Source organism: Erwinia sp. JH02 (assembly GCF_013074405.1).
In the GTDB taxonomy this organism is placed as follows: Bacteria; Pseudomonadota; Gammaproteobacteria; order Enterobacterales; family Enterobacteriaceae; genus Erwinia; species Erwinia rhapontici.
The window spans coordinates 21,071-36,174 of the sequence record NZ_JABANZ010000001.1 but is presented as its reverse complement, the minus strand read 5'-3'; the positions used below and the strand labels follow the sequence as shown (position 1 = coordinate 36,174).

The window sequence follows — 15,104 nt, the reverse complement described above, 5'->3', positions numbered from 1 at the left end:
GGTATCACCTCGGCTGTGAGTCGCGATCGGTCTGGGTCGTCGGTGCCGGAGCAGCAGGTAACGAAGTTACCGGCGCCTGGGTACTGACAGACTCAGCCTGTGGGTGTTGAGGGTCTTGGTTTTTGGTGGCTGTGGAAGGAACTTCCGGCGCCGCTATCTCTTTAAGGCTACTTGCATCGTTAATCTGCACCGCATCACTTTCGGCGTTTTCACGCTCGATCTGCGTTTCGGTGTCATGATTTAACACCAGCAGACTGATACGTCGATTCACCGAATCGTTTCCGCCGCGATTCTTTAGTTTCATGGTGTCAGACATGCCCACCACGCGCAGCATCTTGCCACCGTCCAGTCCTCCCAGTACCAGCTCACGCCGTGATGCATTGGCGCGGTCGGCAGAGAGTTCCCAGTTACTGTAGCCACGGTCGCCCCCGGCATACTGGAAATCATCGGTATGGCCCGCCAGGCTGATCCGGTTCGGAATATCATTCAGAATCGGGGCAATAGCGCGCAAAATATCGCGCATATAAGGTTCAACCTCAGCGCTACCGGTTTTAAACATGGGTCGATTCTGGCTGTCGATGATCTGAATACGCAGCCCCTCTTCCACCATGTTAATAATCAGGTGCGGACGCAGAGCACGCAGTCGCGGGTCAGCTTCAATCAGCTGGTCCAGCTTCTCCCGCAGGCGGTTCAGACGAATCTCTTCCAGCTTGCGTTTCTGCGCATCCATATCCACCACTTTATGGACTTCACCGATTTTTTCCGTCGGGTCCTGGCCACCGCCAGGAATCGGGCTTGAGCTATCGCTGCTGCGCTGCCCGCCGGTTAACGCCACTTTCAGCGGCGTTTTAAAGTAATCGGCAATCTGAATCAATTGTTGAGGACTCGAGATTGAAATCAGCCACATCACCATAAAAAAGGCCATCATTGCCGTCATAAAGTCGGCGTAGGCGATTTTCCATGAACCGTGCGAGCCGGCATGCTTATTCGACTTTTTCCGCTTTACCAGCACAATGGGGTGATTGTTATGCTTCATGCGTCTTGGTCCGAAGTCTGCTTATTGGATTTAGCATTACGCACATGCTCTTCCAGCTCGGTAAACGACGGTCGGTCGGTTGAGTACAACGTCTTACGACCAAACTCCACCGCAATCTGCGGGGCATAACCGTTGAGGCTGGAAAGCAGCGTGACTTTAATGCACTGCATCATCTTGGTGTTCTCTGCACACTTCTGGCGTAATACACCCGCCAGTGGAGAGATAAAACCGTACGCTAACAAAATACCGAGGAAGGTTCCCACCATCGCGTTGGCGATCAGCGCACCCAGTTCCGCCGCAGGTCGGTCTGCAGAAGCCAGGGTATGAATAACCCCCATTACCGCTGCAACGATACCGAATGCCGGAAGTGAGTCACCCATCGTCGCCAGTGCCGTTGCCGGGACATCACACTCGTGTTCGTAGGTTTCAATCTCTTCGTCCATCAACGCTTCGATCTCAAAGGCATTCATATTGCCGCTGACCATCAGGCGTAAATAGTCGGTAATAAAATCCACTAATCTTTTATCGGCAAGAATGCGCGGGTAATTAGCAAAAATCTCACTTTCCTGCGGATTTTCGATATCGCGCTCCAGCGACAGCATCCCCTGCTGGCGCGATTTAGCCATCAGGCGATACAGCAGCGCCATCAAATCCATATAAACGGCTTTATTGTATTTCGCGCCACGCATCAGCAACGGTAGCGATTTCAATGTCGCTTTAATCGCCTTACCGTTGTTACCAACGATAAACGCACCGACACCGGAACCGACAATAATCAGCACTTCTGAGGGTTGGTATAATGCGCCAAGATGGCCGCCAACCATTGCGAAGCCGCCTAACACCGACCCGAGGACAAGGATGTAACCCAATATAATCAGCACAAATAATCCTTACGCTGCAAACGTGTGGGTGGAAGGGAGCCAGAATAAACAGGGGGAACACCAGACGTGGGGCAAAAAAAAAGCAGCGGTCAAAGACCGCTGCTGGATTCACTCCACGTGGCGAACACTATTAAACGGCTTGTTTAACCTGTTCATCCAGCAGTTGTGAATTGTTATCGGCAACTTCTGCGATAAGTTTACGTCTTTTTACCGCTCGAGATGGCGGTTGGCACAGGCTGCAAGTGAAGCTACCCACGGGCTGATGCGCATGGTTAATAAAGCTTCCGCCGCAGCATTTGCAACCGGTTAATTCCAGCATGCCACTTTCAACAAACCGGACCAGGGTCCAGGCGCGTGTCAGCGCCAACAGCGGGCCCTCGTCCTGTTGCGGGCACTGTTCGAGATAGAGACGGTAAGCTTTGATCACCGCTTCCACACCCGTACACAACCCGCTTTTCACCATAAACTGCCAGGCATTACAAAACATGGAAGCATGGATATTCTGCTCCCAGGTCATGAACCAATCGGTAGAAAACGGCAGCATGCCTTTTGGCGGTGGGCTACCGCGCAACTCTTTATACAACTTAATTAAGCGACCGCGACTCAGCTGCGTTTCGCTTTCTAACATTTGTAAGCGTGCACCCAGAGTGATGAGTTCCATCGCCAGCTGAATATCGCGCGCTTCCTGAACAATACTTTTCTCAGCCATTAGCTCGCCACTCTCTTTTTCGGTGTCTCATCATCTTTCGAGACATCACGTAATAAACGACTAGATAACAAGATGCCTGTATGGATCTGTTGTAAGTCGTCCACGCGAGATTCCTGAGTGAGACGGCTGATTGACTTGTGATCGTTGAAACGGAACTGACACACCAATTGATTGGTTTCGGCCAGCTTAACCATTTCGGGCAATGTTAATCCTGCAAGCGCATCGGCCATTGGCTCATCGATGCCCAGACGGAACATTGCTGAAGCTTTTTCCTGGTTAATTAAACGTTGTGCGAGCAATAAATATGACAAGTTGATGTCGTAAATATGTTTGAGTAATTCTGATGTACCCATTTTTTTTCCATCCTGACTGACACTACTTTTAACGTGTGCGGCTGAGGCCGCTACCATGGTTGCTGGTTGGTAAATCTAAAGATGGCAAAAAATTTAGTGGCAAACGCCAAACGTATAAATAAGCTGTCTTGTTTTTCGGCAAACCAAGCCAGGAAATAATCATGAATTCATTTTGCCAGTGGCCTTTCCTGAGCCCTCTCTTCCCTGACCCCGTCCGTGACTTCTTGTTACATTCTTTTAAGACTATTCCGAAAACAAGGCAACTCTATCCCCTCTATTCGTGGGATACAACGAGAAGCCAGCCGAATTTTAGATAAAGTGTGACGTAGATCACACTTTTAAGGCAAATACTTCCCAAAAACCCATCAGCAATACTGTTGATTAGCTCACTAACTAACCATTTCGGTCATTTTTTGTAAATTTCACACCGTGAGTAACCATCACCAGTCCAAAAGCGGACTAATTGGTATATTAAAGCGAACCGGCTGAGACGAAGCGGCAAACACCGAGCATTAATCTCGCAATAAATAAAATAAACAGGATTTAATGCCAGAAAAGACAGTGAAGCAGACGAGTATGGTTAGTTACTCACGGTGAATATCTGACCGCTACATGAAGTCAAAAATGTGACATAGCGCAGGTTTTTTACAGGAAGTGATAATGCTTTGTAAGCAGTCAACCCCTTACGTTCAGCCTGTGACAGCAGATGTAAACAAGCGTTACATAAGTGATATGAATGTTTTGGCGGGAGTTTTAGGAATTACCTTATGAGTATCGACAAAAGACCAACTTTCTTTAGTGAAAAGTGGATTTTTTTTAGTTTCTATGGGCCGGATGGGTGTTTTTTCCACAATTAACCGCATAAATAGCAATGTGGTGATCGGGAATGGTTAAGCGGGGGCCATAAAATCAGGGGGCATCGCCCCCTGTTACGAACCGTTCTTATTTAGGCTGGACCGTCTTATCAGGCGAGTTTGGGAAAGGCGGCCACATTACTCTCCTTTTCCTGCACCCGCCCTTCCTGCGGCAACGCCCGCAGATCTTTCAGGTAGCTCTCACGCCAGTGGGTGATGTCGTTTTGGCGCAGTACAGTCATCATGTCGTTGTAGCGCGATATTCGCTCCGTCCGCGACATGGTCATCGCCTGATTCAGTGCGGCAGCAACCTCATCCCGATCGTAAGGATTGACGATCAGGGCTGATGTGAGTTCATTGGCCGCCCCGGCGAAGCGTGACAGCACCAGCACGCCGGGATCATCCGGGTCCTGTGCCGCCACATATTCTTTCGCCACCAGGTTCATGCCATCACGCAACGGCGTCACGAGGCCGATATCCGTCAGACGGAATATCTTCATCAGCAGTCGGCGGTCAAAATGCTGGTTCAGGTAGTAGAGAGGCGTCCAGCCCAGCGTGCCATACTTACCATTGATGCGCCCTGCTTCCGTTTCCAGCTGGTGGCGAATATCCTGATAGGCCTGCACATCACCGCGCGAAGTCGGCGCAATCTGTGAGTAGCGGATTTTCCCATGATGCTGTGGGTAGTTTTCCAGCAGCGCCTCATAGGCGAGAAAACGCTCCGGCAATCCTTTCGAATAGTCGAGCCGCTCACAGGCAATGATGTTCTGCGCATCACCTAAATCTTTTTTCATGGCCACCATTTTCGGTGGTAGCGGGCCTTCAGCCATCTCTTTGATACTGTCTGGCTCAATCCCTATCGGATAAACTTCGGTGGAGAACCGGTTACCAAACGCACGATGCGATTTCCCCTGGGTGGACAGCGGAGTCAGCAGTGACACACACTCCAGAAATGCGATGCGGTCGCTTTCTGTCTGGAAGCCCAGCAGATCGTAATCGCACATCATCTCCAGCAAATCGGCATGAGGGGGCAGCGCGTTGAAGATTTCCGGCGTTGGGAACGGGATATGCAGGAAGAAACCAATGCGATTATTAATGCCCAGCTTACGCAGCTCAGCGGCAAACGGCAGCAGATGGTAATCATGGATCCACAGCACATCGTCTTCTTTCAATAGCGGCTTTAAACGCTGCGCCAGCTGAGTGTTCACGCGACGATAACCCTCCCACGCTTCGCGCTGGAAATTCACCAGGTCAAGGCGGTAATGAAAGGCAGGCCACAGTACGGCATTCGAGAACTGAAGGTAATAAAGGTCATAATCGTTCTGGTTCAGACCAAAGGAGGCATAAGTGATGCCATCCTGCTCAAGCATGTTGAGTTCGTCATCATCCTCACCGATTTCATTAATGTCTCCATTCCAGCCATACCAGACGCCTCCTGTGGATTTCAGCGCATCGACAATCCCGACGGTGAGCCCCCCTGCACTGGCCTTACTGCCATCCGGAATGGCAATACGGTTAGATACAACAACTAAGCGACTCATAACCTTAACTCCTTTCTGACGTTAAAACGTCTTCATCTAGTTTTGATCGTGCCTGTTCCAGCCAGACATAAACGGCAGCAACATCACTGAGATGTCCCCGCGCGTTGCTGGGGCCGGCACCGACTTTAATGGAAATGCCGTCCAGGGCATTGACCGTGGTAAACCCTGCCTCATCGGTCAAATCATCTCCGAGAAACACCGGGACACGCCCGGCGAACGGAGGCTGCTGCATAAAATCATCAATGGCGGCGCCTTTGTTTACGCCCCGGGGTTTCAGCTCCACCACACACTTGCCGGGTTGCTGCACCAGTTCCGGGAAGCGCGCAACACAGGCTTCCGCCAACTGTTCCACCGCCTGCTGATGCTCTGCTGCCTGGCGATAGTGCAGGGCAAACGCCATGCCTTTACTTTCCAGCGTGGTGCCTGGCAGTGCGGCGAGCGCCGAGGTCAGTTCACGATTGAGCGTCCTGACGGTGTCGGGGTCGAGAGAGATGCGCGTGATATGCCCTTCGCTGTCACGTCGTTCCGCGCCGTGTACGCCAGCCATCGGCAACACGAGCGGAGACGCCAGCGCATCCAGTTGATCAATTGGCCGACCGGAGATCAGTGCCACGGCCCCCTCGCAGCGATGTGCCAGCCGTTTGAGATCGTCCAGCGCCTGCGCCGGAATAGAAACCTCATCGGGCCGCGGCTTAATCGCTGCCAGGGTGCCGTCCACATCAAAGAAAAAGGCGTAGCGGGTATCTGCCTGGAGTGGGGGAACGAAATCTGTTTGCGTTGTCACACATTCCTCCTGAGTTAGGGTTTCAGAAGATGCTGCTGACAATGAGGGGGACAGCGTAGCCTGACGAACGGGGTAAACGGGACCTGTCGTCAGACGTGGTCGAGGGCAGGAAATCTCATGCGTCGGCCCTCAGTGCAGACAACATCAGACTAAAGTATAGCGGGGTTTCCAGATCCCGCCAGAAATCAGGCGCTAACAGGCTGCTGCCACAGAGAATTCACATCTAACTCCGGCCAGCGGTTTACCTCTTCGGGTCCCACGATGTTGTCTTCACAGTGCAGACTGGCCAGGTCAATGACGTGCGGCGTCAGTCGTTTTCCGCTATTCAGTGAGAAGAAAACGCAGACTTTGGGTTGCAGCAGCGAATGGTCTCCGGGTTCAATCACCACCCCAAGACGCCCTGACGACAGGCGCACCAGTGAGCCAACGGGATAGATGCCCACCGCTTTGACAAAGGCATACAGCAGTTTGCGGTCGAAGTGCCCAGGCCAGTTCGCCATCTGGTGCATCGCACTGGCCGGGTTCCAGCCTGCTTTATAAGGACGTTCGGAAGTGACGGCATCGTAGACATCACAGATGGCCGCCATACGCGATAACAACGAGATGCCATTGGCGCGCAGCCCGTGCGGATAACCGCTGCCATTCACTTTCTCGTGATGGTGTAATGCCACATCCTGCAAATCGTCATCGGCTCCGCTCAGACGCAGGATCTCCGCCCCCGCCACCGGATGGAATTTCATGATATCGAACTCTTCATCCGTCAGCTTGCCAGGTTTGTTGAGGATCGCCAGCGGTATCGCCGCTTTGCCCACATCATGCAGCAGCCCCGCCATCCCGGCGCGTTTCGCCTGCGCCTCGTCCAGCTCCAGCTGTGATGCCAGCGACAGCATCAGTGCACAGACAGCCACGGAGTGAAGATACGTGTAATCATCATGGGATTTCAGACGCACCACGCTGAGCAATGCCGCCGGATGGCGGTTGAGCGATCCGGCGATATCATTCACCAGCGGGACGGTACTCTCAGCATCAATGGTTTTACCCAACCGCGCATCGCTGAACATCGCCATCACCGGGCCTTTTGCCGCGAGGCAGATTTTATTTGCCTGTGCCATTTCACTCTGCATCGTCACGATGGCATCTTCAGCAACAGACTGCGGTTCGTAAACAGCGGGAACCTCTGCAATCGGTTGTGTCAACGGTGCCCCTTCGCGGATTTTCACCTCAGGGCCTCGGCCACGGGACAGATCGATCCACACCTCACGAACATCGCTTTGCTGGATGGCATGGATGTGTACGGCGTCAGACAGCAGCATCTCATTATGTACCAACGGGTGCTTAAGCCAGAACACATCCAGCTTGTATAAATACATCCCCGTTTGCAGTTCATTCACCGCAATACTGATGATCATCCGGCCTCCCCCTGACAATGTGAATTCCATTCCTTCATTACTATCGGCAGATCAACAAAAAATCTGCAGGGCTGGCGGACAAATCAGCGGGAATTTTACCGGAGATTACGCCAGATGTGTCCCTGCTCACAGCCGATCGCCCTGTGCGAGAGTGCAGAATTAAGAATAGGATTCTTCCACCAAAATACCGGGGTTTTATTGACAGAAATTGAACTAAGTATGGGTAACCACAGAATCAGCATCAGACCTGTCTGGAATATCAGGCAGCGGGTTCATCCTGCCAACACATTCCACACCAATGCGCTACATTGCCTTAATTACCCGGCCATCAGTCAGACTGAAGCGCCAGCATGCAGAATAAGGGGCGATAATGTTAAACATGATGATCAAACGAAAGCGTGAACGCCGTCACACGGAAGACCGCTATCTGGCCCTGGTGCTGGCCACCAGCGCCGGGCTACTCAATGCCATGGCACTGGGCGCGTTCGGCGTCTTCCCTTCGCACATGTCCGGTAACACCTCCCAGCTCTCGACTGAAATCTCCCGCGTTGATATCCGCGACCTGACCTTTCTCCTCGCCATCATTACTGCTTTTGTGACCGGCTGCGTCACCGCCCGCATGATGGTGATCGTCGGTATCAGAAATAATATCCGCACCATCTTCAGCCTTATCCTGCTGACTGAAGGGGTATTGTTGATGATGATGTCGGCGTTTGAACTGTTGTTCTACTCTTCCGGCAATAACCGTGAGGTGCTGGTGTTTCTCGGCTTTTTAATGGGGATCCACAACGCCACCTCTACGCAGCTATCAAATGGCCGTGTGCGCTCAACGCATATCACCGGCACGCTGACGGACGCTGGCATTGCGCTGGGTTCTTTGCTGGCAACCCTGTTTCGTCGCGACCCGTCAAAAGAGGTCAACGTTCAGCGCAAACAGTTTATTACCCACCTGATCACCATCCTCTCATTCCTGTCGGGCGGCATCGCCGGCTTGCTGCTATTTAACCAGTTTGGCTTTAGTTCAATGATTGCGGTGGGGGGCTTTCTGGTGGTGATCGCCCTCAGTTCGATTGCCATCGCTGTACAGATGGCCCGACGCTAACGCCGTTTCCTTTCCTGATAATGTCCTTTTGCCTCCTGCCTGACGCAGCAGCTTTCAGAGCTGCGTCATAAAATAACAATTTGATCTGACCCGGTGTGACATTTTCGTTGCGGAAATAAACACACTACATAACTATAGGTAGAACGTTCTACTAAAACGTTCTACTGATTTTAATTACGCACACTCATACTTAAAACTCTGTCCCAGCAGGAGACACCATGCGTTTTTTTACCGGGTTCGTTAAATCGCTTTCAAAACTGTCGATGATAGGCCGCGCGCTGATGCTGCCCATTTCACTGCTGCCCGCAGCAGGGTTGTTACTGGCCTTCGGGGATAAATTCCATCTGCCGCTGATGATGAATGCCGGTGGGGTCATCTTCGATAACTTACCGCTACTGTTTGCGGTCGGTTCGGCTGTCGGTCTGGCTTCTGAATCCGGTATCGCGGCGCTGGCCGCCACCGTTTCCGTGCTGATTACCAATATGACGATTGGTACCGTGATGCACATTACACCGGAAATGGCCGCCAGTGGCGGTAAGTACGCGATGGTGATCGGCATCCCGACATTACAGATGGGGGTGTTCGGCGGCCTGATATGCGGCGTCCTCGCGGCATGGTGCTTCAACCGTTTTCACACCTTACAACTGCCTGAATTTCTCGGTTTCTTCTCCGGCAAGCGTTTTGTCGCTATCGCCACCGCGTTCCTCTCTTTCCTGCTCGGCCTGGTCTTGCCGTATATCTGGCAACATATCCAGGCGGGCATTGATGCCCTGTCGATTGTGGTCAATGGGGATAATCAGGCGCTGTCGACCTTTATCTTTGGTCTGGTTGAGCGTGCGCTGATCCCACTGGGACTGCACCATATCTGGTATCCGTCTTTCTGGTACTCCTTTGGGGACTACACCACCCAGGCCGGGCAGCTTATCCACGGCGATCAGACCATCTGGTTCAAGATGCTGGAAGAAGGCACCAAGTCCTTTAGCAGCGACAGCTATCAGAACGCCGGTAAGTTTATGCAGGGGGAATTCCCGCTGATGCTGTTCGCTCTGCCCGCCGCCTGTCTGGCGATGTACCATGAAGCGAATACCAAAAACAAAAAAATTGCCGCCGGTATTCTGTTCTCTGCCGCCCTGACCTGCTTCCTGACCGGCATTACCGAACCGGTAGAATTTACCTTTATCTTCGTCGCCCCGATCCTCTATGTGTTTAACGCCGTTATGGCGGGCCTTTCTTATATGTGTATGTACCTGCTGCACGCACATATCGCCAAATCGTTCTCGGCCGGGCTGATTGACTATATCTCATTCGGTATTCTGCCTTCCTTTAATGGCTTCCAGACCAACTTCCTCAGCGCCGTGATCGTCGGTGTGCCGATGGCAGTGATCTACTACGTGGTGTTCCGTTTTGTTATCCGCCGTCTGGACGTTAAAACACCGGGCCGCGCCGATATCACCGCTAACGCCGGAGATAAAAGCGATATCGAGCTGGCGACAGAGATCGTCGGTCTGCTGGGAGGCAACAAAAATATTGGCAGCGTGGGTGCCTGTATCACACGACTGCGACTGGAAGTTGAAGACAGCGAACTGGTTGATAAAGACGGGCTGTATCATCTGGGCGCACGCGGCGTGGTGTTCGTCGGGGATAACGGCATTCAGGTTATCTTTGGTGCCCGGGCGCAGTTTATCGCTCAGCAAATGACGCAGCTGACCGGGCGGTAACTGGCACAAATCGTCGTCTCCTGTATGCTACGGGAGACGCGTTTTTTACAAGGATTGCAATGAAGAAGGTCAGCATCATTGATGTGGCAAAACTGGCGGGAGTTTCCGTCTCCACGGTGTCGCTGGTACTCCGTCAAAAAGGGAAGATTTCAGCGCAAACCATTGAAAAGGTAAAAGAGGCCATCACTGAACTGGGCTACGTACATAACGTTGCCGCCGCTAACCTGCGCTCTAATACCTCAAATCTGATTGGTCTGATCGTGCGTGACTTTAGTGATACCTTTAACCTTAAGGTGATCACCAGCATTGTACAGGCGCTGGAGCAGCAGGGTTATATGGTGTTTCTTGCTCATCCTCAGGATGATGAAGATCGCCTGGTCCAGTGTCTGTTGTCCTTCAGCCGCCAGGGGGTGGCAGGTGTTATTTATCTCACGAATGATGCCACGCGGCTCACCTTACCGGGTCCCATTCGCCACTGCTCACTGCCGCTGGTCACCGTTTCTCAGGCGATGATCGAAGGTCAGTACGATCTGGTGATGCGGGACAACCGCCAGGCCGCGGCCCAGGCCACACGCTATCTGATTGAGCGTGGGCATCGTAATATTGCGTATATTGGCGGGGAAGAGCGCTGTCAGATCCGCGCTCAGCGTCTGGCCGGTTACCGCATGGCGTTGCAGCATTACGGCTTACCTTATAAAGAAGAATTGACGCCTTCCTGCCTGGAAGAGACGAATGCGGCCCGCCTGGCCACCCGGCGCTTGCTGGAAAGCAATAATAAGATCACCGCCCTGCTGTGCCACTCATCACATGCCATTATTGGCTGCCTGAACGGCATCCATCAGGTGGGTCGTACCGTCGGGAAAGATGTATTTCTGACTCAGCAGGTGTCGCTGCTAGGCTTTGAAGATATGTTGCAGATTAACCTCAGCTCCCCCTCCTTTACTTACGTCTCTTCTGCCAGTGATGAAACAGGCCGACAGGCCGCTGCGCTGATCCTGCGTAAAATCCAGCAAAGCGACCTGCCGCCTCAGCGTATTGTCGTTTCGGGCGAACTGGTGCTCAGAGAATCCGGCTGATCGCGCCTACCCCTGTCCGGTATTCACCCGCTTGCCGATATTTTTCCATGGTCATTGAGAGCACACTAACCGCCCTCGGGATCCATACCAGCTCAGATCAACAATTAGAATGTAAATTCCATGTAGTGCGATAAAAACACTTATTTGAAAAATTCAATCCGTTAAATGGGCCGTTTTGATCGTATTTCCACTGAAAAAAAACGGTTTACCCCCTCCCCAACGCGCCGATTTTGTCATAATACCCATCCAACGCCATTTTTCATATCACTGATTAAATTCAGTTTTTACTTTTCACCCGCCACCATTTCATAACCAGGGGTAATGAAACCTGTTTATCTCACACCAAAATCACCGCTCAGTGCAACAATCGCTTAAATAGTTTTAACCCGCTCACAGATTTCGAAATATTCAATTCAATACGTACCGAATAGAACATACATTCCACTGAGTTAACAAATAAAACGAGATGGGAATCGCAGTCCCATCGTGACAGGCCGCTCTGTGGCCAGCTTTGAAAAGGGTTAAAAAATGGATACCAGGCAAACGCGTTATAATATGAAGTACGTAATGCTCTGTTGCACGGTGGCGGCATTTGGTGGGCTGCTTTTGGGGTATGACTCCTCGGTGATCTCCGGTGCTATCGAACCACTGAGTGACTATTTCCAACTCTCCCCCAGCGAAACCGGCTGGGCGGTGTCAAACATTCTGCTCGGCAGCCTGATCGGTTGTTTCATCGCCCCTAAACTCAGCGATAAGCTGGGCCGCAAAAACTCACTGGCGATCACCGCCTTTATCTTCACCGTGTCGGTGGCAGGCACCGTGGTGGCGCACAACTTCACTACCTTCGTGATTATGCGCATGCTGGGCGGGCTGGCGATTGGGCTGGCATCGGTGATCTCCCCTATCTATCTGGCCGAGCTGTCACCGTCAAAGTTTCGCGGACGCACCTCAGCGCTCTACGCTGTCTGCTGTGTTGGCGGCCAGTCCGTCGTGCTGTTAACCAACTTCTTTATTAATAAATCCATGGCGCCGGAAGCGATGATCGATATGGGCTGGCGCTACATCCTCGCCACGGCGCTGATCCCCTGCGCGCTGTTCCTGTTCTGCATTCTGTTTATTCCTGAGTCACCGCGCTGGAACGTGCTGAAAGGACGCGATAAAGCCGCCCTGGACACACTGACTAAAATCTCGAATAAAGAACATGCTGAAACCGTGTTTAGTGAGATCAAACGCTCCTTCAGCCACCAGGCGGCGAATCAGCATAAAACCAAATTCCGTCTTGATAAAACCACGGTGCCTTTACTGGTGATCGGTATCGGCCTGGCCATTGGTAATCAGATTAGCGGTATTAACGTGATCCAGTACTTTGGCCCGTCCCTGCTGAAAAACGTCTCGTCCAGCACCGACAGTGCGCTGCTGGTGACCTTCTGGCTGTCCGTTTGTCAACTGGTCGGGGTGTTGATCGGGATGTCATTGATTGACCGGGTGGGACGCCGCAAGCTGCTGCTGATGGGTGCCATCGCCTCCAGCGTGTTTCTGACCTACTCGTTTGTCGCCTTCTATTATCAGTTGCCTGGCCTGCTGGCCGTGGTCGGTCTGTTCGCTTACATGGTGTTCTTCGGTATTTCATGGGGCCAGATCGTCTGGACCGTGCTGGGTGAGATTTTCCCGACGGAAATCCGTTCGGTGTGCGTCGGTATCTCCATCTGCATGATGTCGATGGCTAACTTTATCATCAGCACCACCTTCCCGATTTTAAACAGCAACGCCTTCTTGCTGGACGTGTTCCACGGTGGCTTCCCGCTGCTGCTGTTCGCGATTTTCTCGCTGGGTATGTACTTCTTTACCTTCCGCTATCTGCCAGAGACGGCTGGCGTGTCGCTGGAGAAAATTCACGGTCTGGTCCTGAAACAGTTCAATGTCAACGTAGATGAATCAGAACTGCTGGGCACTAAGGCAGGTGATAAAAACACCGAGTCGTTTAATGTCCCGATGGGGCACTGATTACCCTGGCGGTCCGCATTCTGCGGACCGCCAGCCTCACTCAGAACCAGATTTCACTCTGCACGCCAAAACTCCAGTTCCCTCCTGCACTAAATCCGGCGCTGCCAAAATCATCATTCACTGCATACCGATCCAGATCCTTCGACCAGTTCATATACGTCACGAAGAAACGGATTTCCGGCCGCGCCTTAATATCAAACACCTCCCCCACCTTAAAGGTCGGGGCAAACGTCAGCTTGTAAAAGTCCCCTTTCACAGCCTGGTATTGATTCAGCGCGCCATCACTGCGATAGCTTCTGCCATTAGGGTCGAGATCCATATACTGCCAGGACGCTTCATACAGCAGCGCAACGTTGAGGCTGATAGCCTGTGAAGCACGCAGATTGAACGTTGCCCAGTCATAGCGATCCCCCTCGCGATAACGGTCTTCACTGTGCTGGGCAATCACTGACGGTGCCAGTTCCCAGCGTTCACTCAGCGGCACAATACCGTAAGAGGCGAAGCGCAGAGACTGTGCATTACGCGTCAAATCTCCATCACTTCCCGGTTGCCGTGCTTCAGCCCCCAGGCCGCGACCATATTGCAACGCACTCTCTGATGTGCCGGGCAGCAGACCATAAAAACGCTGTTTATCATGCCAGGCCAGCATGGTATAGGCACCATTTTTGGCCGTGTTATCGCTGCGGGTGGCATAGCTGCCGGTGGTCGAGGTGTTGTCTTGCAGGTCATCGTTGCCTTGCGCACTCATTCCCGTCAGCATCCATTGCAGATTGCCCCAGTAGTTGTTGGCCGTCAGCATCACGTTCTGCACATCGTTGTCGTTGTAACGGTCGCTGCCGAGATCGCCAAAATTACGCGCATACAGTGAGAAATTACTGTGGAAGCCCGGCGTCCACTGCACGTCATTTATCCCACCGCCCGTGCCCCCCAGAAAGACAATATCGCTGTCGGTAAAGTGGATATCGAAATTATCGCGATCGAAGCGTTTACCGGCCCACAGCGTGGCATTTTTTAGCGGGCCACCGAAATCGGCAAGGCTACCCATTTCCACATACAGCTGACGAATATTCAGATGGTGGCTGTCATTATCCTGTACCCACGGATCGGGATTATTCGCGCCGTCGGCCAGCATGGTTTTAAATCTGGCCCAGGAGCCATCGTTAAACGTCAGGTTCTTAATGAAACTCAGCTCAACATAGTTGTCTTTCTCGTTGCCCAGACGGCCAATATGCGCGTCGCCGCCGATAGAACTGGCGGGAGAAACTCCCGGCCCACCGTGAGCACCGCGTCCGCTGCCGCTCAGCAATGCGCCGGAACGGGCATAGCCGGAAAACTCAAACCCATTGTCTTTCTCAGTGGCCGCTACCGCTGGGGCAGCAGGCGATGCTGCCGGCTGTGCCGCTGCCAGCTGACGCTCTGCACGCACGGCGCGCGCCTCAGCCTGGGCCATTTTTTCACTCGCCTGCTGCGCGCTGAGGCGTGCACTGCTGGCCTCTGCTTCCGTTTTTTCCAGCCGCTGCTCCAGCAGTGCCAGGCGTTGTTCTATGGTCAATCCTGTGGCGCCTTGGGCCATCGGGCAGCTCAATAGCGCGCAGCAGAGCGCCACGTAAAGAGGACTTTTACGCATTATCCGTTCC

Annotated in this window: 12 protein-coding genes; 4 read left to right on the top strand and 8 right to left on the bottom strand. The window is 52.7% G+C overall.

Annotated elements, in window-relative coordinates; translation table 11 throughout:
- Positions 1 to 4: 4 nt before the first annotated feature.
- The 7 genes from motB to HHI26_RS00120 form a co-directional block, all read right to left on the bottom strand.
- The gene (motB, locus tag HHI26_RS00150) at positions 5 to 1,036 is read right to left on the bottom strand and encodes a flagellar motor protein MotB (RefSeq protein ID WP_133841758.1); all 1,032 of its coding nucleotides are present in this window, start codon (positions 1,034 to 1,036) and stop codon (positions 5 to 7) included.
- Entirely contained in the window at positions 1,033 to 1,917 is an 885-nt protein-coding gene (motA, locus tag HHI26_RS00145; protein ID WP_133841757.1) for a flagellar motor stator protein MotA, read from the bottom strand. The genes motB and motA overlap by 4 nt, the downstream gene beginning before the upstream one ends.
- Before the next feature lie 130 nt (positions 1,918 to 2,047).
- Positions 2,048 to 2,626: a flagellar transcriptional regulator FlhC gene (flhC, locus tag HHI26_RS00140; RefSeq protein ID WP_133841756.1), complete on the bottom strand. Its 579-nt coding sequence runs from the start codon at positions 2,624 to 2,626 to the stop codon at positions 2,048 to 2,050.
- Positions 2,626 to 2,979 (bottom strand): flagellar transcriptional regulator FlhD, encoded by a 354-nt coding sequence (flhD, locus tag HHI26_RS00135; protein ID WP_133841755.1) that lies wholly within the window; start codon positions 2,977 to 2,979, stop codon positions 2,626 to 2,628. Before flhD ends, flhC begins: the two co-directional genes overlap by 1 nt.
- Positions 2,980 to 3,943: 964 nt before the next feature.
- Positions 3,944 to 5,374, bottom strand: coding sequence for an alpha,alpha-trehalose-phosphate synthase (gene otsA / locus HHI26_RS00130; RefSeq protein WP_133841754.1), 1,431 nt, complete (start codon positions 5,372 to 5,374; stop codon positions 3,944 to 3,946).
- Between the two features lie 4 nt (positions 5,375 to 5,378).
- Positions 5,379 to 6,158 (bottom strand): trehalose-phosphatase, encoded by a 780-nt coding sequence (otsB, locus tag HHI26_RS00125; RefSeq protein ID WP_171148385.1) that lies wholly within the window; start codon positions 6,156 to 6,158, stop codon positions 5,379 to 5,381.
- 185 nt (positions 6,159 to 6,343) lie between these two features.
- Complete coding sequence (locus HHI26_RS00120; protein ID WP_171148384.1) at positions 6,344 to 7,567, bottom strand: HD-GYP domain-containing protein; 1,224 nt, start codon at positions 7,565 to 7,567, stop codon at positions 6,344 to 6,346.
- 370 nt (positions 7,568 to 7,937) lie between these two features.
- Here HHI26_RS00120 and HHI26_RS00115 point away from each other — a divergent pair, with 370 nt between their 5' ends.
- The 4 genes from HHI26_RS00115 (at position 7,938) to HHI26_RS00100 (ending at position 13,467) form a co-directional block, all read left to right on the top strand.
- On the top strand, positions 7,938 to 8,669 hold the full coding sequence (locus HHI26_RS00115) for a YoaK family protein (protein WP_133841751.1): 732 nt from the start codon (positions 7,938 to 7,940) through the stop codon (positions 8,667 to 8,669).
- A 218-nt stretch (positions 8,670 to 8,887) separates the two neighbouring features.
- The gene (locus HHI26_RS00110; RefSeq protein WP_133841750.1) at positions 8,888 to 10,387 is read left to right on the top strand and encodes a PTS transporter subunit EIIC; all 1,500 of its coding nucleotides are present in this window, start codon (positions 8,888 to 8,890) and stop codon (positions 10,385 to 10,387) included.
- A gap of 59 nt (positions 10,388 to 10,446) precedes the next feature.
- Positions 10,447 to 11,463: a Mal regulon transcriptional regulator MalI gene (gene malI / locus HHI26_RS00105; RefSeq protein WP_133841749.1), complete on the top strand. Its 1,017-nt coding sequence runs from the start codon at positions 10,447 to 10,449 to the stop codon at positions 11,461 to 11,463.
- Positions 11,464 to 11,991: 528 nt separating this feature from the next.
- Positions 11,992 to 13,467, top strand: a complete 1,476-nt coding sequence (locus tag HHI26_RS00100; protein WP_133841748.1) for a sugar porter family MFS transporter — start codon at positions 11,992 to 11,994, stop codon at positions 13,465 to 13,467.
- Between the two features lie 40 nt (positions 13,468 to 13,507).
- On the opposite strand, the gene HHI26_RS00095 is transcribed toward HHI26_RS00100, so the two are convergent.
- Positions 13,508 to 15,094, bottom strand: coding sequence for a carbohydrate porin (locus tag HHI26_RS00095; protein ID WP_171148383.1), 1,587 nt, complete (start codon positions 15,092 to 15,094; stop codon positions 13,508 to 13,510).
- Positions 15,095 to 15,104: the final 10 nt, after the last annotated feature.